The 26,947-nt window shown below is 70.1% G+C and carries 28 protein-coding genes, 1 tRNA gene and 1 pseudogene; 22 read left to right on the top strand and 8 right to left on the bottom strand.

What is annotated here, in order from left to right; all coding sequences use genetic code 11:
• Positions 1-62: 62 nt before the first annotated feature.
• Positions 63-512: a hypothetical protein gene (locus KS423_RS04330; protein ID WP_224274995.1), complete on the bottom strand. Its 450-nt coding sequence runs from the start codon at positions 510-512 to the stop codon at positions 63-65.
• 184 nt (positions 513-696) lie between these two features.
• Here KS423_RS04330 and KS423_RS04325 point away from each other — a divergent pair, with 184 nt between their 5' ends.
• The 6 genes from KS423_RS04325 (at position 697) to KS423_RS04300 (ending at position 7,980) form a co-directional block, all read left to right on the top strand.
• Positions 697-2,406 carry a hypothetical protein gene (locus KS423_RS04325; protein WP_224274994.1) on the top strand — a complete coding sequence of 570 codons (1,710 nt, stop codon included), beginning with the start codon at positions 697-699 and terminating at the stop codon, positions 2,404-2,406.
• A 220-nt stretch (positions 2,407-2,626) separates the two neighbouring features.
• Positions 2,627-4,525, top strand: coding sequence for a helix-turn-helix domain-containing protein (locus tag KS423_RS04320; RefSeq protein ID WP_224274992.1), 1,899 nt, complete (start codon positions 2,627-2,629; stop codon positions 4,523-4,525).
• Positions 4,526-4,993: 468 nt separating this feature from the next.
• Positions 4,994-5,362 (top strand): hypothetical protein, encoded by a 369-nt coding sequence (locus KS423_RS04315; RefSeq protein ID WP_224274990.1) that lies wholly within the window; start codon positions 4,994-4,996, stop codon positions 5,360-5,362.
• A gap of 26 nt (positions 5,363-5,388) precedes the next feature.
• Positions 5,389-5,607, top strand: a complete 219-nt coding sequence (locus KS423_RS04310; RefSeq protein ID WP_224274989.1) for a hypothetical protein — start codon at positions 5,389-5,391, stop codon at positions 5,605-5,607.
• Positions 5,608-5,616: 9 nt separating this feature from the next.
• Positions 5,617-7,725 (top strand): phage portal protein, encoded by a 2,109-nt coding sequence (locus KS423_RS04305; RefSeq protein ID WP_224274987.1) that lies wholly within the window; start codon positions 5,617-5,619, stop codon positions 7,723-7,725.
• A gap of 9 nt (positions 7,726-7,734) precedes the next feature.
• Entirely contained in the window at positions 7,735-7,980 is a 246-nt protein-coding gene (locus tag KS423_RS04300) for a hypothetical protein (RefSeq protein WP_224274985.1), read from the top strand.
• Between the two features lie 15 nt (positions 7,981-7,995).
• Here the strand turns inward: KS423_RS04300 and KS423_RS04295 are convergent, their stop codons facing one another.
• On the bottom strand, positions 7,996-8,175 hold the full coding sequence (locus KS423_RS04295; protein WP_224274983.1) for a hypothetical protein: 180 nt from the start codon (positions 8,173-8,175) through the stop codon (positions 7,996-7,998).
• Between the two features lie 111 nt (positions 8,176-8,286).
• On the opposite strand from KS423_RS04295, the gene KS423_RS47905 reads away from it, so the two are divergent.
• From KS423_RS47905 to KS423_RS04270, 5 genes are all read left to right on the top strand, one after another.
• Positions 8,287-9,207: an Eco29kI family restriction endonuclease gene (locus KS423_RS47905; protein WP_224274982.1), complete on the top strand. Its 921-nt coding sequence runs from the start codon at positions 8,287-8,289 to the stop codon at positions 9,205-9,207.
• Between the two features lie 92 nt (positions 9,208-9,299).
• On the top strand, positions 9,300-10,325 hold the full coding sequence (locus tag KS423_RS04285; protein ID WP_224274980.1) for a hypothetical protein: 1,026 nt from the start codon (positions 9,300-9,302) through the stop codon (positions 10,323-10,325).
• 85 nt (positions 10,326-10,410) lie between these two features.
• Positions 10,411-11,448, top strand: coding sequence for a hypothetical protein (locus KS423_RS04280; RefSeq protein ID WP_224274978.1), 1,038 nt, complete (start codon positions 10,411-10,413; stop codon positions 11,446-11,448).
• A 67-nt stretch (positions 11,449-11,515) separates the two neighbouring features.
• Positions 11,516-12,655 carry an HK97 family phage prohead protease gene (locus KS423_RS04275; RefSeq protein WP_224274977.1) on the top strand — a complete coding sequence of 380 codons (1,140 nt, stop codon included), beginning with the start codon at positions 11,516-11,518 and terminating at the stop codon, positions 12,653-12,655.
• Positions 12,656-12,704: 49 nt separating this feature from the next.
• Positions 12,705-12,781: transfer RNA gene (locus KS423_RS04270), tRNA-Met, on the top strand.
• 60 nt (positions 12,782-12,841) lie between these two features.
• On the opposite strand, the gene KS423_RS04265 is transcribed toward KS423_RS04270, so the two are convergent.
• The 4 genes and pseudogenes from KS423_RS04265 to KS423_RS04250 all read right to left on the bottom strand — a co-directional run bounded on the left by KS423_RS04265 (position 12,842) and on the right by KS423_RS04250 (position 15,621).
• A complete protein-coding gene (locus KS423_RS04265) occupies positions 12,842-13,231 on the bottom strand; it encodes a hypothetical protein (protein ID WP_224274997.1) in 390 nt (129 codons plus the stop codon).
• A 306-nt stretch (positions 13,232-13,537) separates the two neighbouring features.
• Positions 13,538-14,488: pseudogene (locus tag KS423_RS04260) on the bottom strand (glutamate--tRNA ligase); the annotation flags it as partial.
• 444 nt (positions 14,489-14,932) lie between these two features.
• Positions 14,933-15,322 carry a hypothetical protein gene (locus tag KS423_RS04255; protein WP_224274975.1) on the bottom strand — a complete coding sequence of 130 codons (390 nt, stop codon included), beginning with the start codon at positions 15,320-15,322 and terminating at the stop codon, positions 14,933-14,935.
• On the bottom strand, positions 15,319-15,621 hold the full coding sequence (locus KS423_RS04250; RefSeq protein ID WP_224274973.1) for a hypothetical protein: 303 nt from the start codon (positions 15,619-15,621) through the stop codon (positions 15,319-15,321). Before KS423_RS04250 ends, KS423_RS04255 begins: the two co-directional genes overlap by 4 nt.
• 307 nt (positions 15,622-15,928) lie before the next feature.
• Between KS423_RS04250 and KS423_RS04245 the strand changes: the two genes are divergently transcribed.
• The 7 genes from KS423_RS04245 (at position 15,929) to KS423_RS04215 (ending at position 21,689) form a co-directional block, all read left to right on the top strand.
• Positions 15,929-17,245: a phage major capsid protein gene (locus tag KS423_RS04245; RefSeq protein ID WP_224274971.1), complete on the top strand. Its 1,317-nt coding sequence runs from the start codon at positions 15,929-15,931 to the stop codon at positions 17,243-17,245.
• A 173-nt stretch (positions 17,246-17,418) separates the two neighbouring features.
• Positions 17,419-17,700 carry a hypothetical protein gene (locus KS423_RS04240; protein ID WP_224274969.1) on the top strand — a complete coding sequence of 94 codons (282 nt, stop codon included), beginning with the start codon at positions 17,419-17,421 and terminating at the stop codon, positions 17,698-17,700.
• A 284-nt stretch (positions 17,701-17,984) separates the two neighbouring features.
• Entirely contained in the window at positions 17,985-18,674 is a 690-nt protein-coding gene (locus KS423_RS04235) for a hypothetical protein (protein ID WP_224274968.1), read from the top strand.
• Positions 18,655-19,449 (top strand): hypothetical protein, encoded by a 795-nt coding sequence (locus KS423_RS04230; protein ID WP_224274966.1) that lies wholly within the window; start codon positions 18,655-18,657, stop codon positions 19,447-19,449. Before KS423_RS04235 ends, KS423_RS04230 begins: the two co-directional genes overlap by 20 nt.
• On the top strand, positions 19,446-19,988 hold the full coding sequence (locus KS423_RS04225; RefSeq protein ID WP_224274964.1) for a hypothetical protein: 543 nt from the start codon (positions 19,446-19,448) through the stop codon (positions 19,986-19,988). Before KS423_RS04230 ends, KS423_RS04225 begins: the two co-directional genes overlap by 4 nt.
• A gap of 38 nt (positions 19,989-20,026) precedes the next feature.
• The gene (locus KS423_RS04220; protein ID WP_224274962.1) at positions 20,027-20,572 is read left to right on the top strand and encodes an SUKH-4 family immunity protein; all 546 of its coding nucleotides are present in this window, start codon (positions 20,027-20,029) and stop codon (positions 20,570-20,572) included.
• Positions 20,573-20,660: 88 nt separating this feature from the next.
• Positions 20,661-21,689 (top strand): NAD-dependent epimerase/dehydratase family protein, encoded by a 1,029-nt coding sequence (locus KS423_RS04215; RefSeq protein WP_224274961.1) that lies wholly within the window; start codon positions 20,661-20,663, stop codon positions 21,687-21,689.
• On the opposite strand, the gene KS423_RS04210 is transcribed toward KS423_RS04215, so the two are convergent.
• Complete coding sequence (locus tag KS423_RS04210) at positions 21,686-23,023, bottom strand: hypothetical protein (protein ID WP_224274959.1); 1,338 nt, start codon at positions 23,021-23,023, stop codon at positions 21,686-21,688. The genes KS423_RS04215 and KS423_RS04210 overlap by 4 nt on opposite strands.
• Positions 23,024-23,271: 248 nt before the next feature.
• Here KS423_RS04210 and KS423_RS04205 point away from each other — a divergent pair, with 248 nt between their 5' ends.
• From KS423_RS04205 to KS423_RS04190, 4 genes are all read left to right on the top strand, one after another.
• Entirely contained in the window at positions 23,272-23,712 is a 441-nt protein-coding gene (locus KS423_RS04205) for an ATP-binding protein (protein ID WP_224274957.1), read from the top strand.
• Positions 23,713-23,819: 107 nt separating this feature from the next.
• Positions 23,820-24,200 (top strand): hypothetical protein, encoded by a 381-nt coding sequence (locus KS423_RS04200; protein WP_224274955.1) that lies wholly within the window; start codon positions 23,820-23,822, stop codon positions 24,198-24,200.
• Between the two features lie 14 nt (positions 24,201-24,214).
• The gene (locus KS423_RS04195; protein ID WP_224274954.1) at positions 24,215-24,718 is read left to right on the top strand and encodes a hypothetical protein; all 504 of its coding nucleotides are present in this window, start codon (positions 24,215-24,217) and stop codon (positions 24,716-24,718) included.
• Positions 24,719-25,001: 283 nt separating this feature from the next.
• Positions 25,002-25,538 (top strand): LuxR C-terminal-related transcriptional regulator, encoded by a 537-nt coding sequence (locus KS423_RS04190; RefSeq protein WP_224274952.1) that lies wholly within the window; start codon positions 25,002-25,004, stop codon positions 25,536-25,538.
• 62 nt (positions 25,539-25,600) lie between these two features.
• Here KS423_RS04190 and KS423_RS04185 read toward each other — a convergent pair whose 3' ends face one another.
• Positions 25,601-26,911, bottom strand: a complete 1,311-nt coding sequence (locus KS423_RS04185) for a M14 family zinc carboxypeptidase (RefSeq protein ID WP_224274951.1) — start codon at positions 26,909-26,911, stop codon at positions 25,601-25,603.
• Positions 26,912-26,947 lie beyond the last annotated feature (36 nt).

Genomic DNA, 26,947 nt, shown 5'->3' with positions numbered 1-26,947 from the left:
GGCGGCTGGGTGCTGTCCCTGCCGGGCCGGGGCTCCTCGGGTAGAGGAGCCCCGGTGTCAGGTCAGTGACTCGGCTGGGGGCCGCGCGGGGTGCTCGGGGTTGGGGAGGGGGCCGAGGTCGGGAGCAGGGTGGCGGTCGGGGACGGGGAGGGGGCCGAGACCGTCGGGGCGGTCACGATCTGCGTGGCGGTGACGGTCACGGTGACGGTCGGGGCGGGCTCGGTGAACGTGGCTGCCGGGGCGGTGACGGTGACCGTGGCGGGCGTCTCGGGCAGGGTGATGGGGGCTGGGTTCGGGGCGTCGGCGGGGGCGGGGCAGACGGCCGCCGGGGAGAGGGCGGCCTGCGGGGCCACGGCGGGGGCGGGCAGCGGCTGTGCCGGGGTGGGGCTGAGGGTCACGGCCGCCGGGTTGGCCGGGGCGGTGGTCGGGCGGGTGCTGATGACCATGCCGGTGGTGAAGGCGGTGGTGAGGGCGAAGGCGGCTGCCGCGTGCCGGGCGGTGATGCGGGCCATGGTTGGTCTCCTTGAGGTTGGGGCCGGGGGTTCGCGGTCCCCGGCTGGCGGTACCAGCCTCGCAGAGAACTTGACTCAGGTCTATAAAAAAGAGCACGGTAAATTTCTCGGGGGCTGCTCGGCGCGACACCCGACCGCAGGTCCGGCACCGTGGCCTGCCGACCGACACGACTAGGAGGGCCACGTGACCAAGCCGCTGCCCGCGGTGCCCGCGCCCCGCCCCGGCAGGCTCGGCCGCGGCCTCTACGCGGACCTCGCCGCCTCGGCACCCGCCGTCCGCCGGTGCTTCTACGCCACCCTCGACACCGGCGACTGGGCGCAGGTCCTCGCAGCGGCCGATGCCGAGGCCGGCGCCCCCTACGCCCTGTGGGCCGACGACCCAGTCGGCTTCGTAGAGGACGTGCTCGGCGAATCCCAGTGGAGCCGCCAGCGGGACATCCTCGAAGCGCTGGTCGACCAGCGCCGCGTCGCCGTCCCGAGCTGCTTCGGCTCCGGCAAGACCCACATCGCCGCCCGCGCCGCCGTCTGGTCCTCCGTCGTCCACCCGCCCGGCACCGCCCTCACCGTCACCACCGCCACCCGGGCCCGCCAGGTCCAGCGCCAGATGTGGCCCCACATCCGCCAGATCGTCGCCCGCGCGGGCCTGCCTGGCGAAGTCGGCGTCGCCCAGTGGAAGATGCCCGACCGCCACGGCTCGGACACCGTGGTCGCCTACGGCTTCAGCGCCCCGCCGCACGACGAGTCCGCCGTCCAGGGCATCCACGCGCCCCGCCTGATGGTCATCGTGGACGAGGCCGGCGGCATCGGCCGGATCATCGGCGCCGCGATGCGCGGCCTGCTCACCGGCGAGCACACCCGGGCCCTGCTGATCGGCAACCCGCCCACCGACGACGAGGGCAGCTGGTTTGAGCAGACCTGCGCCGACCCCGCCGTACGCGTGCTGCCGATCAGCGTCTACGACACCCCGCTGCTGTCCGGTGAACGCACCCGGCGCTGCCGTGCCTGCCCGCCTCAGGCTCCCGCTCACCTGCTCGCCACCCACCTCGTGGACCCCCAGTGGGTGGAAGAGGCCATCCGCGACCACGGCGAGGACGCCCCCTTCGTCCAGGCGAAGGTGCACGCGAGGTTCCCCCGCGGGGGCCAGGCCCGCGCCATCCCCTCCTCCTGGGTCGAGCGGGCCAGCGACAACCCCGAACCTGACGGCCCGGACTACGTCGCCCTCAACACCCTCGGCCTGGACGGCGAGACCAGCGCCTACCGGGTGCGGCGTGGCGCCTGGGTCAGGCTCGGCGTCGACGTCGCCGCCGACGGAGGCGACGAGTTCGCCATTGCCCGCTCCGTCGGCGACCTGGTCGAGCTGCGCCACGCCACCGCCGGCCAGGACAACGCGGACGCCGTGGTCGTCGCCGGAGTCGTCCTGCGGGAGATCAAGGCCGCCCAGGCCCTCGCCACCGCACTCGGCAGCACCGCCCCCGTGCGCGTCAAGGTCGACGGAGTCGGCATCGGCTGGGGCGTCGCCGGCCTGCTGGAAGCCTGGCGGCGCGAAGGCCTTCACCATGCGGAGATCGTCACCGTGCTGGCCAGCGAGAGCACGGGCCGGGACGACGAGGCCGCGACGCTGCGCCCCTCCAACAAGCGGGACGAGATGTGGCTGGCGATGCGATCGCTGCTGTCGCCCCACGGGCGGGGTTCGCTGCGGCTGCGAGTTGATCGCCGAACCCAGGCCCAGATGTCCGCCCCGAAGCTGGAAACCAACTCGGGCGGACGGACCGTCATCGAGTCCAAGCGGTCGATGCGTCGACGTGGCGTCAGCTCGCCCGACCGCGCCGAGGCGGTCCTGCTGGCCCCCTACGAGCCGCACACCGGCCGACGCCGGGTCCGGGTGATCGCCTGACGAACGGGCGGCATCGACCGGGCTTACGGAAGGAGAATTGGGAGGCAATCTGGCGGTAATGCTTGTCCCAACTATTCCCATTGACAGCGGAGATGGGCCGGGCTTTGATGGCAACTCTTCCGGAGTGCGGGCGTCCGGAACGGCGAAGGGGAGTCGCCGATTTTGGCATGTTCGCGCCCCGGTGATCGAGCACGCGAAATTTCAGTAAGCAGGGGGGATCATGCCATCGCTAAAGCGTCTCACCGGGATGCTCGAATTCGGATTGACGGAATTCCCGGGCACGCTGCCGCACGAACTGGCCCGCACCATCAACTCCGTGTGGCCCGCTTACCCGAGCGACCGGCAGCGGGGGCGAGGCAGCCTCGCCGCGACCCTCGCCGTCGCAGCCCTGGACGACTGGGCCCCGGTCGATCCCGGCTTCGACGAACTTGTGAGCCGTACCGTCGGAGCCGGAGCCGGCGCCCTCGCGGTCGTCTCCAGCACTGGCCACGTGCCAGCAGAGCTTCTTGGCGCCCTGCGACACCGGCAGGCACCGCTGCTCACCCTTCCCGCCACCACCTCGTGGACCGACCTCGCGGAGGCGGTGACCCGCGAGCGCATGACCGACCTGCGCCGGGCCATCGAATGGCGAGACTGGCTGCTCGGACAGGCGCGTCCCACGGCGGACGGCCGGCACACCGGCCGCATCGTGCGGCGGCTGGCCCGCGAGACCGGCGGCAGGGTCGCGCTGATCGGCCGGGACGGCGCCGTCGTCGCCATGGCGCCGCAGCGCTCGGCGAGCAAACTCGCAGCAGTCGCCGACAAGATCCAGCAGATCGCGGCGGGAGCCCTTGAATCGGCCGCCCTGGAGAGCGACGGTGCCGAGATCCGCCTCGTTGCCGTCGGCAACACCCGGCCGCGCGCCGTGCTGGCCGTCGCCAGGAACTCCCCGTTCGACCCCGCGCTCACCCAGATCACCACCCGCACCGCCGACCTGCTCTCCCTCCACCTCGCAGTCGAGGACGCCGACACCACGATCCAGAACCACCAGGCCGCAGCGACGGCGCTGCACGTCGCCATCCTGGAACTGCTGCTGACGGGCGAGGTGCCCAAAGCCCGCCGTACGGCCGCCCAGGTCCACCCCGGCCTGCTCGACGCAGCAGCCGTACGGGTCTACATCCTGGAGACCCGTCCCAGCGAGCGCGACGAGCTGTACGCCGAGTGCCGGCGCATCCTCGACCGGCTCTGCCTGGTCGCGCCGTGCCCGGTCTACGAAGAGCACCTGGTTATCGTCGCCCCGCAGCCGTGCACTTCCACGGAGACCGACGACGAGGTGAGCGCCGCGCTGCGCGACCTGGTCGCCCTGCGCCCCTACCGGCACCTCGGAGCCAGCGGGCTTCGGCTGATCACCGAGACCGACCGGTCCCACCGGCACGCCCTCAGGGCCCTCACCAGCGCCCGCATCAACCGCAGCAGGACTGCGCTCTTCAACTCCCAGGGGCGCCTGCCCGAGCTGCTCAACCAGTTGCACCCGGGCTGGGCCACCGCCGTGCTGCACCCGCTTCTCCAGCAGGAGGAAGCGGATCGTGACGTGCTGCTCCAGGCACTCACGCTCACGCTCCAGTCGTCCGTACGGGCGGCCGCCGAACTCACCGGCGCCCACCGCAACACCATCGCCAGCCGGGTGCGCTCCGCGGCGGGCATCCTGGGGGTCAACCTCGAATACATTCGCGACCGGGCCTTGGTGGCGGCCGCGCTGGACGCCCTCTTCCTGGATGAGCGGGCAGGCGAGGCGGCACACGGCGGGCTTGTCGACCTCCAGGGCCTCATGGCCAGCCCCGAAGTCCACGCCTGGAAGGCCGAGTTCCTTCATGTGCTCGTGGAGGAACTGATCGACATCCTGCGGGCGTGGGTGCTGGCCGACGGCGACACCGCCCGCGTAGCCGACGTCCTCGGGATTCACGCGCAGACCGTCCGTAAGCGGCTGCGGATCGCGGGCCGCTTCCTCCAGCGGGATCTGCTCGGGCAGTCCGCCGACGTGTACGACGTTGTGCTCGCGATCTCCGCCGAGTTCAACCTCCCGCTCCCGTTGCCGCTAGCCCGACACCCACGGCTGACTACCGCCGGTGACGAATCGTAGCTGTCAGTGTTCGCTGTGCAGCGGTGATACGCCAACTGTGCATTGAGCAGATTCCGCATCGGCCGCTCACCATCTACGGTCGACTAAGGGGGGAATCCCCGAATCCGCAACTATCAGAATGGGGGGGAGAAGCTTGCGCACCCATGCCGGGCCGTGGACGAGCCAGCACGCAAATCTGATTGGGACTCAACTTACCGTTGCGCACCACTCAGTTTGTCCGGGGCGTATCAGGCACAGCGGCGCGCCGGACACCCGTATGTCGGGGAGCCGGGTGGGGGCGCTGAGGCCACGGTGATCGAAGACAACGGGCCAGCCTGCCAAGGCTGATGCCACCGCCCCTTCGGGCAACGCCCCGAAGGCCACATGCGAGACGGGGCCACCGGCACCACGGGGCCCATGTACACGAAGAACAACCGCTGCTGCCGCCGGCGCCCACCCACAGGGCGCCGCTGGCGAGGGGAGTGCAGCTTGAACGCCGAAAGCACGCCGACCGACGACACCAACGCCGACCTCCACGAGTGGGTGATCGCCGCCTACGTCCCCGTGGACACGCAGGGCGCAGCCTACGCGCGCCGCCGCGGTGTCTACCGCGTCCCGGCCAAGACCAAGATCCGCTCCGCCGACGTGATGTGCATCCGCTGCCGCAGGCCCTACGACGAGGTCAGCGAAAGCCCGTGCGCCGGCTCCGACCCGATGCTGCACGGTGGCCCCATCGGCACCCGCAAGCGCCGTCCCGTCCCCGAGAACCCGCACCAAGTCGCCGCGGCCGCGAACTTCCGCAAGCCGGATCCCAGGGACCCTGGCAACCGGATGCGGGAGCAGCCGCCGGGACGCTAGGCACCGAAGTGCCTAGCCTGCCTGCCGTGACCATACCCAGCAGGCACCAGCCCCATCTGACGGACGACGTCGCGCACCTGACTGCACGCCGGGTGCGCGACGCCGTCGCCGTCGTCCTGCTCGTTCTCGGCGTCATCGGCCTCAACGCGGCCGCCTACGCCACCGACCCCCGCCTCGGCCTCGCCTGCACCAGCCTGCTCGCGCTCGCGGTCGCCGCCGTCCTCGGCCACCACACCGAGCAGTAGGAGGAATCGATGCCCCGCCACCGCTGGCTCCCCACCCTGCGACGTCCCGCGCCGGCCATCAAGTCCGGGCCGGAGTACACGATCGGCTGGACGCCCGCAGGCGTGGACCGGGCCCGTCCGTGGTCCGTCGAGCGCGCGGTGCGCGACGGCATGGAGCGGGCCGTGTGGATCTACAAGGCGGTCGACACGATCTCCAACCACGCCGCGGACAGGCCGCTTCGGGTCCGCCCACGCAGCGGCACCTCCGACGAGCCGATGCCTCCCCACGACGCGCACCCGCTCTACCGCGCGATGAACATCCGGTCCAACCCGGCCGAGGGCGCGTGGACCTTCAAGAAGCGCGCCAGCATGCAGCTCCTGCTGTCCAAGCGCGGGGTGTTCCTCGAGCCGACGTTCTCACGCGGAGGTGACCTGCTGCGGATCGACCTGCTGCCACCGGGCCGAACCCGGCCGGTACCGTCCACCGGCGCCGACCTCATCTCGCACTTCGAGACCGTCACGATCACCGGTGAGCTGCGCCGCCTCGACGTCGACCAGGTGCGGTGGATCCGCAACCCCCACCCGCTCGACCCCTACTCCGGCATCACCCCGCTGGAAGCCGCCGGCCTGTCCGCCGACCTTGACTTCTTCACCCGCCACTACAACCTGTCGTTCGTCAACAACGATGCCAGGCCCGGCGGCGTGATCGGCATCGACGGCGACATGGACGACGACGAACTGCGCCTGCTGCGCGCCAGGTTCGGCACCGGGCCGTCCGCGGCCGGCTCCTGGACGGTGCTGAACGGCGGCAACGTCACCGTCACGGACACCTCCGTCACACCCCGGGACATGGCCTACGAGACCGTCGCCGCCCTGTCCAAGATCGAGCTGCTTGCCGCGTTCGGCGTTCCGGAGTCCCAGCTCGGTAACGCCTCGGGCAGGACGTTCGACAACGCCCGCGCCGAGAAGACGACGTTCTGGGAGATCACCATGCCGCCGCACCTGCGGCTGATCGCCGACGCCTTCCAGGACGACGCCGGGGACGACAACGAGGTCTACTTCGACACCTCCGACATCGACGTGCTGCGCGAACCCCGCACCAAACGCCTGTCCGAAGCCCGAGAGGAAGTCGCCGCCGGCGTCCGCTCGATCCGCTCCTACGCCGAACTCGCCGGATACGCCGACGAGATCGATGACACCCCCGAGACCCGGGCCCTGTGGCTGGCCTCCGGCCGGACCGCCCTACCCGCCCGCGCGGCAGATGCCCCGGCCGTTGACACCACGACACCACCCCCGGCGCCGGCCACAGGCAAAACCCTGACACCCGCCTCCGACCTCGTCCTGGACGAGACCGCGGCCGACTCCCTCCGAGGCCGCCTGGACGACGCCCTCCAGACGCTCACCACCCGCTGGACGGAACGCACCATCGCCCGGCTCAACTCCCCCCGGCACCGCAAGGGCACCCGGCACTGGGACGACCGAGGCGACACCACCGCCCGCACTGGCGTCAAGGGCCTGCCCGTCGACCAGGTGATTGACGTCGCCACTTGGCAGCAGGAGGCCGCCCAGGCCCTCCAGCCCCTAATCGAACAGGCCGCCACCACGGCCGCGACCGAGCTCCACACCGCCCTCGGGTCGACCGGCACCGCCACCGCCACCGTCTGGCCCACGATCGCCCCGCTGCTCACCACCTGGCTCGCCAAGCAGGCCCAGGCCCTCGCCGACGACGTGGCCGGCGCCGACCGGGAGGGCAAGAGCCTGGCGGGCATCGCCGAGGCCACCCGCGGCTGGGGCCGCTCCCTCGCGAACTGGGCGAGCGTCAAGGCGAGCCACCTCGCCACCGCCACCGTCGAGAGCGCCCGAGACCAGGCCGCCGCCGCCAGCGCCCGCACCGGCCTCGTCCGCCGCTGGGTCGCCCACCATGACGGCCGGACCAGGCCCGACCACGACGCGGCCGACGGCCAGACCCAGCCCTACGGCCAGCCTTTCACCATCGGCGACGACCTGCTGCGCCACCCCGGTGACACCACCGCCCCACCCGGGCAGGCCGTCGGCTGCCGCTGCCGCCTCGCTTGGACGAACGCTGACCACCCGCCCCGGCCGACGGGCCGCGACCACCCCGCCCGTACCCCCGTGTGAGGATGAAGCATGACCACCGGAACGCCGCCCAGCGACCGCCAGCAGCTCAACGAGGACTGGCTGCGCAGCCGGCGCTGGGACATCCGCTACCCGAACGGCGAGCCCGTCACCACGCTCGACGGACTCGCCCAGGTACTCCGCGTCGACCGGCAGGGAGCCGCCCGGCGGGTCCTGGCCCAGCCCTTCGGCAAGGCCGCGCCAGCCAGCCTGCGGCAAGAGGCGGAGTCGCTGCCCGGTGCTGAACGCAGTCGGTAGCCGGGTCTCCGCTCGTTACTTCACCCAAAGGACGGCCAGGTAGGCGGCGCCGAGGGCGAGTGTGGCTCCAGTGGCGGCAGCGCCGCGCTCGACTGCTTCGGGGAAGGAACGGGTGCGCCAGTAGCGGAGCAGGCCGCTGGTGAGAGCAACGACGAGGCTCGCCAGAGCGATGGTCACGAACACGAGGGCCCGCATGGCCGCCCTTCCTGGAGAATTGGGAGAGTGTGAAGCACGCCAGCGTTCAGCGTATGTTCAATCCGCCGGATTGAACGCAACTGTACACCTGAGAGTCGAGGAGTGAGTCCCGTGGGTGACCAGAGTGGTCGGCAGCAACTGAGTGACGCCCTCGCCGACTTGCTCGCTCAGTCACGGAAGACCAAGGCGCAGGTGGCCAGCGAAGGAAACCTGTCCCGAACGACGGTCTCGGCGGCGTTCAGCCCTGACAGCCCGCCTCCGTCTGACCGAACCCTTGAGGTGCTCGCGGAAACCTTGAACGCCGACCCTGCCCCGCTGCGGAACCTTCTTGCGATCGCCCGCAACGAGGAAGCAGTACAACCACGATCCGTGGCCGCCGAGACTCTCCGGATCGGCGAGCCGGTGCACCGGATCGCCCGGGAGCCGGCGGACCCGCGCTTGCGCGAGTACAACTTCGACCCGCTGCGCCCCGAGAACCTGGTACACAGCGTCGTCGAGAGGCTCCGCTCGGTCGAGGCCGGCAGCCTCGTAAAGGCCGCTTCATGGGCGCGGGACTCGGGGATCTACGCGATCTACTACATCGGTGCTCACGAGCTCTACGCCCCGGTTTCCGGAACTCCGGTTCCGCTGTACGTGGGCGGTGTTCAGAAGGGGTCGGGGTCGGTGCCGATGAACGCATACCTCAAGCCCCCCGCGGTGAGCGTGCGACTCGATGAGCACTGCCGAACCCTCGACCAGAGCCGGAACCTCGACCCGATGGACTTCTGTGTCCGAGTGCTGTTCATTGACGACCTCTTCATTGCGCCAGCAGTGGCTGAGCTGACATCGGAGTTCAAGCCGGTGTGGAACACGACCCTTGAGGGTTTCAACCTCCGTCATCCGGGGCGGTCCAGGATTCAGCACGCTGCCCGACCGAAGTGGCATGAACTGCACGCTGGTCCTGACTCCTGGGCAGCCGAGATGCGATCGAAGCGGACCCCTGACGAACTAGAGAACGAGGTCCGCCAGCACTTCGCAGCCTGGCTTCGTTGACACAGGCGTCCCCACGGTGAGCACACCGCGACGGTAGGCAGTTCTCCTGCGATCGTGCCGGTTCGACCTGCGCACAATCACCAGGAGTTCGAGTGGCCCTCCCCGCAGCTCGTGAAGTGCGCCTACGCCTGCGCTGGAAGACCGAGCCGTTCCGCGAGGACCTGCACCCGCGGGACGGCCGAGGCCGGTTCGCGTACGGCCCTGGCATGGGGCTGAACCCGCTGTTGGAGCGCATCAGGGCGGCCGCGAGCCGGCCGTCCAGGGCGCCGCGCTCCGAGCCCCGCTTCGATGAGGAGCAGCACGGCCTGGTGTTCCGCGACGGGCAGGGCGAGCGCGTCGCCAAGGCGTACAAGGCGAATGTGGTGGAGGGGATCACCCGCGACCTGCGGGACATGCCGGACGAGACGTTGCTGCTGGAGCCCGACCGGGCCTGGCTCGACAAGGTGCGCTCGGGGCAGGTGCACGCGTACGAGGACCACGCGACCGGTATCGCCAACTCCGTCCGGCCGGGCGACTCCCCGGCGGACGCGTCCTGGACTCCCGTCGACGCGGACCGGGCACGCGAGCTCCTGCGCCGCGACGCCGTCAACCAGGTGGTCGCCACCTGGGCGATGACCTCCAACGACGAAGACCCCGGAGCCCTCGCCCTCCAGGAGACCGCACGGGATGCCTTCGGCCTCCACCCGGCCGCCGACTGGCCCAGCACCGACCAGCTCGCGCGGGAGACCGCCAACCAGCGGTCCGCCCTCGGCACCGGCCATGCGGCGATCCTGACGGCGATGTGGGAACGCACCCAGAACCACCTGGTCGAAGCCCAACTCGGCTCCCTGACCGTGTGGCGCGGCGTGGCCACCTCCGACGGGCGGCCACCCGCGGGCTGGACGGTCGACGGCAGCACCCTCACCGACCCGCTGCTGCGCCCGCTCTCCGCGTTCTCCCTCGACCCGGACGTAGCCCACGGCTTCGCCACGGACGAGGGACCCGGCTTCGTGATGAGCGCGATCGTGCCCGCGGAACGGGTGATCGCGACGCCGGCCACGGGGCTCGGATGCCTGGACGAGTCGGAGGTTGTCATCCTGGCGGGCCCCGGCACCTGGCACTGGCAGGCCGCGGAGTAGCCCCGTACCGCTCGGCGCGACACCACCCCCGGTCCGGTGCCACGCTGCCGCCGTCCTGATCCCCAGCAGAAGGCGGTGTGGTGCGGTGCACGCCTTCCCCACCGTCACCCTGCGGCTGCGCCGCAAGAACCGGCTCTGGGACGAGGCCCGGCACGCGCGTGACCTCCAAGGCCGCTTCGCCCACCACCCGGGCGCCAGCCGAGCTGGCCTCCCGGGCACCCTCGCCGACGACCACGCGGTGAGCCAGGGAGACCTGCTCGGGAAACGGGGGAGGTCCCCCGCGAAGCTCAAGGCCGCCATGTGCGACTCGCTCGCCAAGAAGATGAGCGACGTCCCCGACGAGCAGCTGCTGTCCGACCGTCAGCGCGACCGCCTCGCCCGGGTCCGTTCCGGAGACCTCGCCGCGTACCGGCCGGAGTCCGGGGCCAACGGCTACGCCGACTACGTCGACCAAGCCGACCTCGACAGCGGCGCCCGCCGCGAGCCCTGGGGCTACGTGAGGATGGGCGCCGAGGAGTACCGGGACTTCGCCCGCGCCGAGGCCGTCTCCCACCTCGTCGCCGGGTGGGCGGCGACCTCCAACGACCACGACGCGAACGCCCTCGCCCTCCAGGAGGCCGCCGGCCGGACCTTCAACCTCACCGACACCATGGCCTGGGAGCACGGGGACGCCGACCTCGACGCCGAAACCGCCCAGGCCCTGGCCGAAGACGGCCCCGTGCTGCACGCCTTCCTCACCGCCATGTGGGAGAACACCCAGGCGCACTTCGCCGACCTCGGCGTCACCCACGTCACCGTCCACCGCGGCTTCACCGGCGGCTACGACGACACCCACGTCAGCGAGATCGACGGCCAGGGCACGGTCACGGACCTGCCCCTGCGCCCGCTGTCGTCCTTCACCACCGAAGAACACGTCGCCACCGCGTTCGCCACGCACGGCGGCGAGGTCCACGTCGGCTACACGATCAGCGGCGACGTGCCCGTCACCCGCATCCTGGCCGTCCCGGGGACCGGCATTGGCTGCCTGGACGAGTCCGAGATCGTCATCCTCGCCGGCCCCGGCGACTGGCACGTCCAGCAGGTCTACGCCGAGACCGGCGACGACAACTGGTACGACGAGTAGAACGAGACCCAAGCCCGCCGTCCGCCTACCGTGACCGCCACCAACCCAGCGAACCGGGAGCGAGACGGTGGCACCGACCCCCAGCAGCACGCTGGACCACAAGCAGGCGATGCTCGGCGTGCTGGAGACCGACGACGACCAGGGCACCTTCACCACGCTCGTGTCGATCACCGGGCTGCGCGACCACGACGGCGACGTGATCGAGCCCGGCGCCTACGCCCGCACCCTCGCGGAGATCACGCCGAAGGGCGTGTGGTCGCACGACTGGAACGTGTGGACCGCCCGCACCGAACACACCGAGGAGCTGCTGCCCGGCGACGACCGACTGCCCGCCGCCCTGCCGAACGGCCAGCCCTGGCCCGCCGAGGCCGGCGCGCTCCTCGTCAAGGGCCGCTGCAACCTGGCCACCCAGGCCGGGAAGGACATGTACGCCAACCTGCTGTTCTTCGGCGACCAGGTGCAGTGGTCGATCGGCTACCAGGTCCGAACGGCCAAACGCTCCAAAGGGGTTCGCCGCATCACCGACCTCGACCTGTACGAGTACAGCCCGGTGCTGTTCGGCGCGAACCCCTACACCTCAACCCTCGACCTCAAGCAGCACAAGGCCCGCGGGGTCCTGGGCGACACCCAGGTGGAACTGGCACCGCTGGCCGGCACGCTGGAGGAGCGGATCGGCGCCATCGCCTCCGCCGTGGAGCAACGCCTGCGCCCCACCGAAGACGACCGCCTCGAGTTCGGCACGGTGGAGATCATCGGCACCTACCCGGACCGGGTCATCGCGACCATCTGGAGGTACACCGAGGACGGCTTCGGCTCCAGCAGCTGGGAGGTCCCGTACACGCTCTCCGGCGACGGCGTTCCGACCGTCGGCCAGCCCAGCCCCGTGCGCCTGGTCCTCGACGTCGAAGGAACCGGTTCCGACGCGGCACTGGCCGCCCTGGCACCCGACGTCGAACGGGTCGCCTCCCAGATGAAGACCCTCGCGGCCCTCCAGCACAAGGCAGGGCGGGTCCTCTCCGGCGAGAACGCCGACCGCCTGGCCTCCGCCGTGCAGCACCTGGTCGCCGTGCTCACAGCGGCCGGCATCGACTGGCAGCCGCCCGAGCCGCCGGCTGATGAGGGCAAGGCTCTGGCCACGGCGGTGATCGAACCGGGCGAGATCAGCGCGGCCCTCGCCCTGTTCGCGGACGCGCGGACCACCAGCTGACCATCGGGTTTGTGATCACCCGCTTGTGCCGTAGAGTCGGGCCTACCGACGCGGGGTGGAGCAGCTCGGTAGCTCGCTGGGCTCATAACCCAGAGGTCGCAGGTTCAAATCCTGTCCCCGCTACCACGTACGCCGAAGGGGCGGACACACGATGTGTGTCCGCCCCTTCGGCGTCCCAGCCCGTGGTCAGGCCGTCCGCACGGCGTCCAGGCGCCGTCGTACCTCGGCCTCTCCGAGCGTCGCCGCCACCAGGTGCAGAGCGGGGCTCCGGGTCGATCCGGTGAGCAGTACGCGAATGGCCTGGGCCGCCTCCTTGATGGAGCCCGGGTGCAGGCCAGGGTTCTGCTTGTAAGTCCTCGCGCTGTCGGCGAAGTTCAGCTCGGCGGCGACGGCGCGGATCTGGTCAAACCAGCCGTCACCGTCCTCGATGGGCTGGTAGCGGTCGAACAGGCGCCGGCCGAGTTCCTGGACCACGTCCGGGGCCAGGCCGCCGAACCGCGGATCGGCGGGATCGGTGACGGTGGAGAAGAGCTGCTGGAAGAAGAAGCCGTAGTGGGTGCGGAAGTTGCTCCACATGCGGAGGTCCTTGCGCGGGTTGTCGAATCCGTCGCGCTCCACCGCGAGGGCCCGCAGCGCCAGGTCCTCGTCGGTCTCCAACACCTCGGCGAGCGGCACGTCGTACGCCTTGGCCCACTCCTTGACGCGCTCCAGGATGGTGGCGCCGGGCAGGGCGGCGACGTGGTCGGCGCAGATGTCCTCCAGCTTCGCGAGGTTGATCAGCGCGCCAGTCACCCCGCACTCCTCCAGGCGCAGGGGCTCGCGCAGGGCCTCGCCGACGGGCATCTCGGCGAGCCGGCCGTTGGCCAGGCCGCGCAGGTAGTACAGGACGGCCTCGGTCGGGTAGCCGGCCTGGGAGTAGTACTCGACGTCTGCTTCGGGGTCCTTGCGCTTGGAGAGCTTGCGGCGCGTCTTGCCCTCCTGCTTCATCAGGGGGGCGATGTGGGCGTAGGGGATGCGAGGGAAACCGAGGGCGTCGAAGAGCTGGTGGTGGACGGGGACGGAGGAGAGCCATTCGTCGCCGCGGATCACGATGGTGACGCCCATCAGATGGTCGTCGACGGCGTGGGCGAGGTGGTAGGTGGGCAGGCGCAGCGGGCTGTCGGAGGTCTTGAGGATGACGGTGTCGGCGCGGTTGTCGTCCATCTCGATCGTGCCGCGGATCAGGTCGTGGAAGGTGGTGCGTCCCGCGTCGGTGCCCGGAGAGCGGAACCGCACGACGTACGGGACACCGGCGGCGAGCCGTTCACGGACCGCGTCGTCGACGGCATCACGCCACGGCGCTCACTCGCCGTAGTATCCGCTGGGCACCTTCTTGGCGAGCTGGTCGGCGCGCAGGGCCTCGAGATCGTCCTTCGTGGCGAAGCACGGGTAGGCCCGGCCCTGGCGCATCAGCTCGCGGACGTAGGTCTGGTAGATGCGGGCGCGCCGGGACTGGGTGTAGGGCCCGTAGAGGCCGGTGGAGTCGGTCTCGTCGGAGGCGACGCCGAAGTGGCGGAAGGCGCGGTCGAAGCGGTCGACGGCGCCTTCGACTTCGCGGGCCTGGTCGGTGTCCTCGATGCGCACGAAGTACACGCCGCCGCTCTGGCGGGCGATGGCCGCGTCGATCGCGGCGACGTGGATGCCACCGATGTGCGCGTGGCCGGTGGGGCTGGGGCAGAACCGGGTGACCTCCGCGCCAACAGGCAGCTGGCGGGCGGGGTACTGCTGCTCCCAGAAGGACGGCCCGGGCAGGTCCGGGTCGAAGAGCGCATTGATCTCGCTGGGTTTGAGCACGGGGGTCCTCCGGGTGCGGTGTGTTCTCGCCGTGACGGCGGACGGGCGGCGGTTCGGTCGGTGCCGGCGGGCCGGGCCGCTGGCCCGCATGGTACGCGAGCGAGCAGCCCGGTCTGCCCTAACGTCATCTGGCCGGACGGGAGTTCGACAGGCGATGACTCGTCACCTCCGGGGCCGGTGCGAGAGGAGTTTCCGCGCCGTGGACGTCCACGTGGGCCGTGAAGGTCTCCACCCAGTACCGGGGCCCGGGGCGCCCCTCCTGGACGCCGTACACCGCCGTCGCCCGGCGCCCGCGTAGCCTCAGGAAGTGGGCGAGCGCCTGGCTCATGGGCTGGGAGGCGCCGCTGACGAGCGGGACCGCGCAGGCCCGCGGGCCAGGTCGGTGAGCGTCTCGCCGAGCTCCGGATCGGCGGCGGTCGCCCGGGCGGGCGTCTGGCCAGAGCTTCACCGGCTCGCCAGCACACCAACTGCTCTGCTGATTGTGGGATTCCATCCACGCCCGGCCGCGGCGGCGGAGATCGCCGCGTGCGAGACGCCGAGCCGCTCCGCCAGGTCCGTCGCCGAGTAGTTTCCGCGCCCCAACTCGTGGTTCCGGTAGGCGTCCCGAGTGATCGTCCCCAGGTCGGCAGTGGCCCACGTCGCCAACACCCGGTAGCCCTCCCGCACCCAGAACTGGGTCTCGATCGCCCAGACCCCCGGCGACAGGCTGGTGTCGTGCACAGCCGACCACCAGGCCGGGGCGATCAGGTGAGCGGCCGCGTGAACCTCGGCGTCCTGCACGCCGAGGTGCACCTGCACGGCCGGGGGCAGGGCGGTGCGTGCCAGCGCGGTCATCCAGCCCTCCGGAGCCTGGGCGAGGCAGCCCAGGGCCCGCGGCTCCGGGCCAGTTGCCACAGGCGCCATGCCGCGTACTGGTGCAGCCACTCCTCCGCCTGCGCGGAGGTGTCCGACGACCCGTACAGCTCGACCGTGGAGGAGGTACTGATCCGCAGCGCCCACCCGGCGGCGGCCCGAACGACCCGCAGTTCCCTTCCTTCGATGGTCAGGAGCGGCTTCACCTCGTGGACGAGGTCGGCAGGCGGGCGCGAGGCGACGTCCAGGGGCGGTAGCTGGGGCTTGGGGAAGGGGTACATGGGTCTCCCGTGCACTGGCCGGCGGATGACCGGCCGTCCGGCACCCTGCCGGACAGCACCACACTCACCCGCGCCCCATAGGCATGGGCGTAGCCAAATGACCTGGTAAGAAGCCGACTTGAAGGCATCGCGCGGCGCGTGCCGCAGTGCCGGTCCCGGCCGTGAACCTCGACGCGACACTAACGATCAGGTCTTCCTACGGTGTGCCGATCGTCGTGGCGATCCGGTGCTGACCGGTCGCACGGCTGGACCCCTTCCGTCCCGCGCTGGCGGGGTGGCCCGGCACCATCCCAAGGAGCGCCACACCGTGCCCACCACCACCGACAAGACCCGACTCAAGGAGCTGAACGGCGCGCTGCGCGCCAAGGCCGCCGAACTCGACACCATCAGCGCGTCCTTCACCGTCGAGGACGGCGGAGTCACCGTCTCGGCCGAGAAGGCCGCCGCGTTCCGCAAGGTCCTCGGCGAGGCGCAGGAGATCAAGCAGCTGATCACCGACCTGGAGGGCGTGGCGACCGTCCACGCCTTCCTCAACGAGCCCACCTCGCAGCCCTTCGCCCCGCAGGACGCCGCTCTCGCGGCCCACCTCGCCAGCCAGGTGAAGTCGCTCGGCCAGCAGTTCCTCGACAGCGACGAGTTCAAGGGCCTCAAGGCCGCCGGCTTCCGCGGTTCGTTCGACCAGGTGGTGACCATCGACGGCAGCGCCCTGGACCAGCTCGGCCGCAAGGACGTGTTCAGCCGGAGCGCTGGTACCGCCGGTGTCCTCGGCTTCGGCACCCCCGAGCACCTGGACATCGTTCCGCGCGCGGTGCGGCCCGGCCGAATCCGGGATCTGTTCCCCTCCCAGAGCACCACCGCGAACCTGCTCTACGGGGTGCGCGTCACCGGCTTCACCAACGCGGCGGCGATCGTCCCCGAGCGGGCCATGGAGGTGCCGCCCGGCGGCGGCGCCGCCGTCGAGGTGTACGCGCGCGCCCCGCAGTCCGAGCTGACGTTCAGGACCGTCACCTACCCGGTCGCCGAGATCGCGACCACGCTCCCCATCCACAAGAACACGCTCGCCGACGAGCCGCGGCTGCGCGACATCATCGACAGCGAACTCGTCGACGGTGTCAAGATGGCTGAGGACAACGAGATCCTCTACGGCGTCGGCGGCGACGAGAAGATCACCGGCATCGTCAACACGGCCGGCGTCCAGACCTACGCGCAGGCCGATCCGGACAAGCAGTCCGCCGCGATCCGCCGCGCCGCCACCCGGGCGTTCCTCGCGTACTTCCCGCCGACCGGGATCGTCCTGCACCCGTTCGACTTCGAGGACCTGGAACTGGAGACCGACGGCCAGGGTGCCTACAGGGTTGCTGTGAACGTCGCGATCGGGGCACAGAAGGTTGTCTGGCGTCTCAGCGTCGTGGACTCCATGGCGATCAACCAGGGCAAGTTCCTCGTCGGTTCCTTCGGCCTTGGCGCGCGCCTGTACGACCGCGAGCAGGTCTCCGTCCAGGTCAGCACCGAGAACCGCGACAACTTCGAACGCGGCGTCGTCACCATGCGCGGCTCCGAGCGCATCGGCCTCGAGGTTCCCCGCCCCGAGTCCTTTGTTTACGGCACCTTCAAGGCGCGCTGATGGCCGCCCGCAAGCCCACCGCGAAGCCGGCCGCAGAAACCGCGGCCGTGGCGAAGGAGCCCGCTGGCCTAGGAGGCGAGGGACAGGAGGCCCCGCCGGCCGAACTGTCGGCCGCCGCTCCGCTCGACCCGCCGCCCAGCCGCACGGCTGCACCAGAGCCGAGCCAGCCCGATGTGCCTACCCCGGGAATCACCGCCCACCAGCCCCTGGCCACAGGCCACGCCGAGCTGGTGGACGAGGACGGCACCCCGCTGCCCCACGACCTGGAGCAGCTGTTCGACCTCACCCACCCCGAGCAGACCGTCGTCTTCGCCCGGCTACGGATCTACCAGTCCCGCACCTATCCCGGAACCCACCGGACGGTCACGCAACTGCTCTACGTGCCGACCCAGTCGATCCCGCGCGACGAGTTCGAGCGTCTCCGGCTGGCACTCGGCTGGGAGCAGCCACAGTGATCCGACGGAGCCTGTCCCGACCGCTGGGGCAGGCTCCTGGTGTTGAAGCCAGCAGACGCCCGTGACCAATCTCGAGGACCAGGTCGACCCTGTTGGTTGTCGAGCGAGCCGTCCTGGCTGCTCAACCGCTCTAGCTGATGGCTGAGTGGGGAGCACTGGAGTCCGCGCACCGTTCGCTTGCCGACGGCAGGCTGGTAGCCTGCGATCCGCACGTAGTGGCCGTGCGGCAGGGGGAAGCGCGGCCTACCGGTCGGTCAGGACCAAGCGGCGCAGGGGGCGATCAGATGGGCGTAGTTCTTCCCGACGAGCTGGCTTGGCTCCTTGATCTTATCGGTGTCCATTGGCCGAACGTTGACGAGGACGAGTTCAACGAGATGGCGACCGCTCTGCGTAGCTTCGCCGACGAGGTCGACAACGGCCGTGCCGGCACGGTCGTTGCGGTTCAGCGAATGCTTGCGGAGAACGTCGGACCGGCCACCGAGGCGTTCGAGGCCCACTGGAACAAGCTCAACGGCAAGCACTTGCACAACCTTGCTGAGGGCGGGCGGATGCTGGCCACCGCCCTTGATGGGGTCGCCCTCGTGATCGCGGGTGCGAAGGGCGCGGCAATCGTGCAGTTGGGCATCCTCGCCGGCGAGGTGGTTGCAGCTCAGGCAGCGGCGCCTTTGACGCTCGGCCTGTCCGAGTTCGGTGCGCTGGGCGCCACGCAGGTCACGCGGATCGCGGTGAAGAAGCTCCTCAAGGAAGCGGAGCAGCAGGTCGTGGCCCAGCTCATGGAGATCGCGAAGGCTCCGATCATGAACGCTCTCGCCGGAATGGCAACGGATCTCGCGATCCAAGCCGTCAGCATTTCCGCCGGAGCCCAGAACGGCGTCAACTGGAAATCGGTGGCTGGCTCAGGCGTCGAAGGCGCCAAGAACACTGATCTCGGAGCAGCTGTAACAGGGGGCGGAAATGGCGGACATCCGGCATAACCACGAGGAGACTGCGCAGCTCGCGAAGCGAATGGGTGAACACGCGGATCACCTAGAGGCCACGGCCGGCGGACACACGCACCATGTCGCGAACAGGTTGAAGAAGGTTCGAGGGAAAGATCCGCTGGCCAACGCGGCCGTTCACGGCGCGGAGCAGATCATGAACGTCATTCGGAAGGCCGAAAGAGACCTCCACCGGCATCTTCGGCTTGTCCAGCAGGGCCTGGAACACACGTCAAGGAACCATCATCAGAACGACAAGGCCCTGGCGACCATGCTCACCAAGATCAACAGTCGATCAGAGGCCCAGGTCAAGGCGCTGAGAACAGCGCCCGACCACGTGCAGGGCCCGGATCCGACGAAACCTCCGGTCACGGTGGCAATCCAGTGGAAGCCGGGGATGCCGAGGTCGGCGTTCGCTTGGAAGGCTCAGAGCCTGGCTGGGGCGAGCCGTCGCGGCGAAATGTACAAGGCAACCAACAAGGTGCTGCGCGACCGTGAGATCACGGACACCTACAAGGGTGCCCTCATTCACCTGATCCTGAAGAACAATAAGGACAATCCCGAGCTGGCCGAGAAGGCCAAACTGGCTGTTCGCACAACAATGCAGCCAGACCATGTCATAGATTTGCAGGCCGGTGGACTCGACCACTGGCAGAACCTTAGAATGCTAGACAAAACAACGAACTACGAAACCGGAACCGCGCAACTATGGCGAACTATTAGCCGCTCCCCGGACGGAACACCCATCAAGGTCAAAGTGAAATGGAAATGACGGATCTCGACATTCCCGGCACGATCGCGCTCCTGCGTGACACCCTGGCCGCACACGAGAATAAACTCGAACTCTGGGACCCAGGGATTCCCGCCGGAGCCGACCCCGACGAAATCCCGCCAGACATCCCTGCGGGCGTCGCCGGCCTGCTCGCCGCCTCCAACGGCCTCTACCTGACCCACTCCACAATGCTCTTCACCGCCAGCGAGCTGATGAGTAGGCAGTTCCCCGAAGGACTGGAGGAAGCCGAACTTCCCGACGGCTCACCCGTTGAAGACACATCCAGGTTCTTCTTCTTCGGCCTGGCATGCGAAAACCCGCTGCTCGTAGACCGTGACGGGAGCGTGTGGCGGGCCCCCGACGAAGGCTACGTCTGGTTCACCGGCTGCCGGATCGAGCCGATCGCAGGCAGCGTCGACGAGTTCTTCCGAACCTGGGTGGCATCCCCCCGGTTCCAAGACCTCGCTGGCGTCGCCCCCGACGACCTGGACAGCAGCCACTGGTACCAGCTGCTGCGGCTCAGCGGCCTCGCCGCGTAACCTCACTGTCTGAACCATCCGATCGCCCGAGGAGCACCGTGGCCACGCACGCAGAACTCACGAAGCTGTTCAGCCCCCAGGGGGTGATCACGCTCCCCCGTGAGGAAGCCGTCCGGAACAACCTGCCGGATGCCGACGTCGACGCCCTCGCGGACGTCGGCCTGCCCGCTCACCTCGACGCGTTCTTCACCATCAACGTCACCGGCGAACCCTCTGCGTTCGCTCTGGTCCCGATCGACACCGGCGACGCAGTCGTCAACGTGCTGTGCCTCGGCGGCCCGCCCGCCGCAACCGACGGACGATTCTGCCTCGACCTGGAGGACGGGTACATCATCCTGCTCCAGCTCGGAGAGCAGCCCGCCGCCGAGATCGTCAACACCACGCTCGCGCAGTTCACCGAGTTCCTGTACCGCATCGGCCTGCGCTACGAGCACATCCACGGCAGGACCGACGAAGAAGCTGACGACTACACCCGCAAGCTCCGCGACTACCTCACCGCCCGCGACCCCCAGGCCTTCGCCGCGGAGGACACCTGGTGGAGCATGGTCTTCGACCACCTCCTCGGCAAGGACCTTCAGGCCTGAACCCGCAACGGGCCCGGGCGGAGACGGTGAGAGCCCTTCTGATCTTTCAGGGCTGCGGGTGGAGCCGGCGGCTGGCAGGATCAACCTCATGAGGATTCTCGTCCTGGGCGGCGGCTGGTTCCTGGGACCGGCCGTCGTGGCCGGCGCGCTGGCACGGGGCTGGGAAGTGACCACGTTCACGCGTGGACGCTCCGGAAGCACCATGCCCGGAGCGACCGCAGTGCACGGTGATCGAGAGCGGCCCGACGACCTTGCCCGGCTGGCCGAGTACGGCCCCTGGGACGCCGTGATCGACACGTCCGCCTCGGCTCTCAGCTCACGTGACGTGCTGGCCGGTGCCCGCGCCTTGGAACCGGTCGCCAACCGGTATGTGTACGTGTCCACGGTGGCGGTGTACGAAGGCTGGCCCACCGAACCCCTGAGTACCGACTCGGCGGTGTGGGCGGCCCCAGCCAACGCAGGTCCGGAGCTCGGACAGCCGCCCGAGGCGACGTCGGGCATCAACCCGTTCTACGGGCGACGGAAAGCCGGCACAGAACGCGCGGTGACCGAGACGTTCGGACTCGCCCGGACGAGCCTTCTCAGGCCGGGCGTGCTCCTTGGACCCGGGGAGTACGTTGGGCGCCTGCCGTGGTGGCTACACCGGGCCAAGCGGGGCGGACGAATCCTCGCGCCTGGCGATCCCTCGAGGAGTATCCAGCCTGTCGATGTCCGGGATGCCGCTGTGTTTGCGCTCGACCAAGCCCTGCGTGTCGGCCACCAAGTCCACAACCTTGCCGCGCCGATCGGGCGGGAGACGATGGGCAGGCTACTCCAGGCGTGCTTGGACGTGACCGGGAGCACCGGGAGGTTGGTGTGGGTGCAGGACGAGGTCCTGCTTCGCCATGGGCTGCGCCAGTGGACCGAGCTACCGTTGTGGTGGAGCCACCCGGGTACGTCCGCCATCGACTCGTCCTCGGCGGTTACGGCCGGCTTCGCCAGCCGACCTCTCACGGAGACGGTGGCCGACACGTGGGCCTGGCTGAGCCAGGGCAACATGCCTGTCCCGCACAGGCGCTGGGCGAAGCACGGAATTGATCCGGACAAGGAGCACGCCGTCCTGGCGAGCGTGGGCTAACCGTTGCTCCCGCCGAGAGCAAGCCTTACCGCACCGGGGCCCAGGACCTGCGGGGTAGCCACGAGGGTGAAGGCTTCGATCCGCTCCGCGAGGTCTTGCGCGAGTCGGGCGTCGCGGAAGGCGGGCGATGCCAGCGCGGCCTGGATCGTGTTGACCCTTGCTGTGAGTCCGGCCCCGCGCCACTCCCGGGGGAGGCCGAGCACCGGGCTGAGAGCTTCGGCGGCTCCGTCCAGGTCGTTTCGCATCAGCAGGGCGGACGCCAGGTCGGCTCGGGCCTGGGGAGCCACGACGAGCGGGCTGGAACTGGTCGAGCGGGCCGCGATCAGTTCCAGCGATCGGCGGGCGGATGTCTCAGCTCCCGGTCCGTCTTGAAGGAGCAGCAGGGTGGAGCTGTTGCTCATGGCGACTCGCTCCAGGTCGAAGTCGAACTCGCCACCAATGCCATGGAGGTCATCCTCGGCCGGGCCGCGATCGACCAGGCTCTCCCCGATAGCCAGTTGGGCATCCTCGGCCCGGCCGCGGTGCGCGTAGGCGCGGGCCGCGATCGCGGCCAGCCGGGCCTTGCCCGTCGCACCGACATCGGGGAATGACCGGGCCTCCTCGATCTTGCCGACCGCCTGGGCGGGCTTGCCCGTCCAGTAGTACAGAACGGCCAAGTAGCTGTGCGCGTAGGCCTGGAGGGGCCCGTACTCGGCAACCTGGCCGTACAGCGCAGCTGCCCGGGCCAGCTCGAACGCGTGAGGTATCGCGCCAAGGTCGAAGGCGCAGGCGGAGAGAAGCGCTGAAGCCTGGCCAGCCACAAGGTACAGGCGTCGGCGCTGCGAGAGCACCTGGGTGCGATCCAGCAGCGCCTTTGAGACTCCGAGCACCTCCGTCGCCGACACGAAGACCAGGTGCGGCGGCTTCGTACTGGTGTCCTGGACCAGGCCCACCAGATCGTCCTCAAGTTGGTCGAGCGTGAGGTCGGGCAGCAGCTGAGCAGCCGCATCCGAGGCGTGGGCGCGGGCATCTCGTGCAGTCATGGCGAGTTCACTTTCGTCGAACACAGGAGCGGTTGCCGTCCGCAGCGCCTGGGCCTGCTCGTCGGTGTAGGGCGCGAAGAGCTCGTCCAGCGGCCTGCCGAAGAGCTCCCTGAGGATCGCGGGCGCCGGGTGGTGGGGCCGAGTGACCTGTCCGGAGCGCCACCGCGCGTAGCTCTTTTCCGTCAGGGCGACGTTCCTGAAGGAGAGATCACCGGTCTTCTCGTAGAGCAACGCGGCAGCCCGCCGGTACTCGGACAAGAAGTTGCGAAAGTCCATACCGGACTTGATGACTAAGGCATCGAACAGGTTCATTGCGCACCCTTCGCCGCAGCCCGTGCGAACTGCGTCGCTCCCTGCCTACCACCGCCGGCCCGGAGATCACACAGGCCGGGGAGAAGTGTCCGCGAACTGTCCATGGTTTGTCCCTCGGCTCACCGGAATGGAGATCAAGTGTCCCTGCTTTGCCAGTGGTTATGTCCGCGTCCCCAGTCCAGGGTTGATCACTGCAAGCGAACCAAGAACGGGGCGTTCAGGCGCTCCTGCTGACGGGAGCGATGCACATGGTGGCCGTCGAACAGCCGAAGCCCGTCCGCCGTTGGAAGGGCACCTTCGGGGCGGATACGGCCGTGGTCCCCATGGTGCGTCACAGCGTGCGGTCGGAACTGGGGAAGTGGGGATGGGACGTGAACGGCGACTGTGCCGACGATCTGCTGCTCATCCTCACGGAGTTGGTGACGAACGCCATCCGGCACGGCAGCAGGCCGGGCGACCCCGTCGTGGTGCAGCTTGACGAGAGCAGCGGCACCTGCCAGGTCGAGGTCCAGGATTCCCGGCCCGACCGGCTGCTGCCCGAGGTCTTCATGTTCCGTGGAGAGCACGGCCGCGGACTGATCCTCGTCGACGGCCTGGCGCTCGCCGTGGGGGTGGCGACGACGGCCACAACCAAGAAGGTATGGGCGAGCGTTCGTCTCGCCGACGACAAGCCAGGAGCCACGCGGTGACCTTGCTCAGCCAACTTGCCCAGGTGTTCGGCCGGCGGCCCGCGCCCGGCCGCCGACGGAGGCCCGTACCGCCTCGTCCGAGGCCCTCCACGCCGCAGCGCCACCGCGTGACCGACCAGAACGTCTTCCTCAGGGAGCGACCCTGGACACCGCCAGCGCCGTTCTGGTGCACGGTTACTGCCTACTACCGATTCGGGCAGCCGATCACGCTCTGGAGCGGCGGCGCAGGCAGTGTCCGCCTGGCCGTCAGGGCGTTGCGCGACCGAGTCGAGGCTCTCGCCGTCGACCTCGGCCTGCCGGAGGGCGACGAGCAGCTGCTGTGGCTGGATGCCCCGTCCGCCGAGGGACGGGCCGCCGACGACCTCGCCAAGGGCCGCCCCCACGCCATCGCGATCACCCACGGCAACGTCGTCTACATCATCAACGTCACCCGGGCCGCTCGCGCCGAGACGGAGCCTGCGATCCAAGACCTGCTCTGCTCGGTCTGACGGGAACGACCCTCATGACGTACACGCGACGCGGCCGACTCCGAGCGGCTGCCCCGAACTTCAACCTCGGCGCGACCTGGCTCGCCTCTGCCAACCGGGAGCCGGCATCGGCCATCGACCAGTGGAAGGCGGGCCGGCTCGCCGACATCGAGACCGGCGAGCTCTTCAACGTCGTGCGGATCAGCGACGTGCAGAAAGGCCTGGCCGCGCTGACGGACCTGTGGCAGGCCGACGTACCGGTCGGCCCAGTCCTGCACAACCGCGCCGACCGGTGCATCGAGTTCCTGGTTACGACCCGCGCTGCCACGCAGTGGGACATGCCGCAGACCCGACTGATCGGCCGCCCAGCGGACGGAGCCGACCCCCTGACGGTCGCGATGCCGGCCCCCGGCATGCAGCGGCTCTCCGGAAGGAGCTGGCTCGTCCTCCCGGACGGCGAACGAAAACCGACCGACCTCGGAGACCTGGCCGTGGCCCTGCGGCACGCCGATGCCCGCCTGCGCCACGGCCACCCCTGAACCCCGCTACGACCGGCTGCTCGGGCCGTAGCGGGCACCTGGCCCGGCCGTTTAACCTCCCGCCGAACGGCCAGGCCAGAACGGATCGGAGACGGCCGATCCCACGCTGACCGTCCCCAGGCGCGGGCGCGCGCAGGGTGGTGCCGCTGCGCGCCCCTGGGGACGGTCAGCTCCCAGCCCCACACAACGATCGACCGCGACGGCCTGCGCAACGGCAGGCCGGAAAGGCGCGACCCTGATGCGCTCCACCAGCGACACGCCGGCGGAAGCTGGCGTCGACCAGATGCCTCTTCACGAGCGGGCCCTCAAGCACCAGATCCCGGTGCTGGAGGAGCCACGGGTCCGCCCATGCGGGCACTACCCCGACCTCACGCCGAAGGAGGGCGAGGTGATGGCACTGCTCGCCGCCGACCTCAGCGCCGTGCAGATCGCCGAGCACACCCGCGCGTCCGACTACGCCGTCCGGACCCGTCTCAGCACGCTGGGACTCAAGCTCGGGGCGGCGACCTCGCCGCAGATCACCGACGTCGCCTGCCGGACGGGACTGCTGGTCCCGCCCCGGGGCGTGCTGAAGACGCCGATCTCCGTCACCGCGGTGACCTCGTTCCAGGCACTGGCGGAGGGCGGCACCCGCTCGTGGATCGCCACCCGCAAGAAGGTCTCGGAGAACACGGTCGCCAACCACCTGGCGGTCGTCCGTGCCCGGATGCGCACCTCGTGGAACGCGGCAGCGGTCTACCGGCTCCACGGGGTGGCGCCACCGGTCCTGAACGCCACTGTTCCGCCGTGCCCGTTCTGCGTGGCCGGAGGTGCCTCGTGAACCGCACCCGGCCGCGCCGGCCCGCGCCGCAGAGCGAAAGGCCTTCGCGCGGGTACCGCGGACTACCGGGTGAGGGCGGCGGCCGCCAGCGCGGCGCAGGCCTGCACCGCCACCAAGCGGCGCAGCTCCACCGGCCGGATGCGCAGCCGCCGCCGGCAGCGGTTGGCGCGTTCGGCCAGCACCTTCTCCAGCTGCGTGCGGACGTGCGGTGCGTCCCGCTCGGGCCGTGCCTCGGCGATGGAGCGCAGGGCCATCGCGTTCGACCGCAGCGTCAGGACGACCCGGGCGTAGTGGGCCTCGGCCAGCTCCACCCCCGTTACCGGGGTGGAGTCCTCGGCCCGCCGCAGCCAGGAGTGGGCGACGGTGTCGGCCACAGCCACGGTGTCGGCGGCCGCGCGCGCGAACACATCGTCGTGCGGGCCAGCCTGCTCCAGCAGCCGCTGTACCTCGTTGCTCTCACCGGCCAGGGCCCGGGCCAGGGCCGTGAGGGCGGTCGGCGAGCCGCTGTCGAACCGGGTGCCAGCGTGCCAGCGGGGGACCTCCGGCAGCAGGGTGAGAGACCCGTGCCGGGCGGCGTGGTGGGTCAGGTGCGCGCCGTACGTCGGGGTCTGCCGGTCGTGGTCGCGGATCACCAACTCCTCGATCGGCGGCATGCGGTAGACGCCGTCGCCAAGGACCGGCCAGCCGACGACGTCCGACGGGGCGGCCTCGCCGACCGGCAGGCCGTGCCGTGCGGCGACCGCAGCCAGCTGGGCCGCCAGGCCCGGCACGTCGCGGCTCACGATGAAGAAGGGCTCGCCGAACTCGGCGTTGTGCAGGCTCACGACGGCGGCCGGTTCCAGCTCGTCCACCAGGTCGGCCAGCGCCTGCTGCTCCGGCAGGCCGAACCGGTGGACGCCCTGCCGCCATGGAATGGGGAAAGTCCATTCCGGCTGTTCCGCCAAGGCCGGTCGGAAGAAATGGCGGTGCTCGGTGTGCAGGTCGAGCGGGGCGCTTGTCCATTCCGCGTTCAGGGCGGCGCCGTCCGGGTCCACGCACGGCAGGAAATGCCACGAAAGCCCGTCGCGCAACTCCGGCCGGGCTGCTACCAGCTCGGCCAGGAACGCGATGGTGGCGTAGCCGACCGGTTCGTTCGGGTGAGGGCCACCGACCACCAGCATTGGCCGCCGTCCTGCCCCGACCGACAGCACGTCCAGCGCCCGCCCCTGACGCGAACTGCCGATCCGCCGCATCCGGCACAATCCCGGCGCACGCCGGGCCACCTCGTGCAACCGTCGGGTCAGCTCCTCCACCGAGGGCACCAGTTCCCCCGTCGGCACTAGCTCCGCGTACCCGGCCAGCGCACTGTCCAGGCTGGAAAGGAAATCAGCCACTTCTAGACCCTTTCTCGAAACCGCCCCGGAAATAAT

This window comes from Streptomyces sp. LS1784 (assembly GCF_020103755.1).
Taxonomy (GTDB): Bacteria; Actinomycetota; Actinomycetes; order Streptomycetales; family Streptomycetaceae; genus Kitasatospora.
Note: the sequence above shows the minus strand (reverse complement) of the source record. Positions and strands in the feature narration are given on the sequence as shown.

What these genes read in the sequence shown, in the direction of transcription:
- KS423_RS04210 (WP_224274959.1), bottom strand. Translation starts at nt 23,023, where the DNA reads ATGAACCTGTTCGATGCCTTAGTCATCAAGTCCGGTATGGACTTTCGC.
- KS423_RS04235 (WP_224274968.1), top strand. Translation starts at nt 17,985, where the DNA reads ATGGGCGTAGTTCTTCCCGACGAGCTGGCTTGGCTCCTTGATCTTATC.
- KS423_RS04195 (WP_224274954.1), top strand. Translation starts at nt 24,215, where the DNA reads ATGACGTACACGCGACGCGGCCGACTCCGAGCGGCTGCCCCGAACTTC.
- KS423_RS04320 (WP_224274992.1), top strand. Translation starts at nt 2,627, where the DNA reads ATGCCATCGCTAAAGCGTCTCACCGGGATGCTCGAATTCGGATTGACG.
- KS423_RS04305 (WP_224274987.1), top strand. Translation starts at nt 5,617, where the DNA reads ATGCCCCGCCACCGCTGGCTCCCCACCCTGCGACGTCCCGCGCCGGCC.
- KS423_RS04225 (WP_224274964.1), top strand. Translation starts at nt 19,446, where the DNA reads ATGACGGATCTCGACATTCCCGGCACGATCGCGCTCCTGCGTGACACC.
- KS423_RS04255 (WP_224274975.1), bottom strand. Translation starts at nt 15,322, where the DNA reads ATGACCGCGCTGGCACGCACCGCCCTGCCCCCGGCCGTGCAGGTGCAC.
- KS423_RS04265 (WP_224274997.1), bottom strand. Translation starts at nt 13,231, where the DNA reads ATGTGGAGCAACTTCCGCACCCACTACGGCTTCTTCTTCCAGCAGCTC.
- KS423_RS04230 (WP_224274966.1), top strand. Translation starts at nt 18,655, where the DNA reads ATGGCGGACATCCGGCATAACCACGAGGAGACTGCGCAGCTCGCGAAG.
- KS423_RS04300 (WP_224274985.1), top strand. Translation starts at nt 7,735, where the DNA reads ATGACCACCGGAACGCCGCCCAGCGACCGCCAGCAGCTCAACGAGGAC.
- KS423_RS04330 (WP_224274995.1), bottom strand. Translation starts at nt 512, where the DNA reads ATGGCCCGCATCACCGCCCGGCACGCGGCAGCCGCCTTCGCCCTCACC.
- KS423_RS04205 (WP_224274957.1), top strand. Translation starts at nt 23,272, where the DNA reads ATGGTGGCCGTCGAACAGCCGAAGCCCGTCCGCCGTTGGAAGGGCACC.
- KS423_RS04250 (WP_224274973.1), bottom strand. Translation starts at nt 15,621, where the DNA reads ATGTACCCCTTCCCCAAGCCCCAGCTACCGCCCCTGGACGTCGCCTCG.
- KS423_RS04215 (WP_224274961.1), top strand. Translation starts at nt 20,661, where the DNA reads ATGAGGATTCTCGTCCTGGGCGGCGGCTGGTTCCTGGGACCGGCCGTC.
- KS423_RS04190 (WP_224274952.1), top strand. Translation starts at nt 25,002, where the DNA reads ATGCCTCTTCACGAGCGGGCCCTCAAGCACCAGATCCCGGTGCTGGAG.
- KS423_RS04295 (WP_224274983.1), bottom strand. Translation starts at nt 8,175, where the DNA reads ATGCGGGCCCTCGTGTTCGTGACCATCGCTCTGGCGAGCCTCGTCGTT.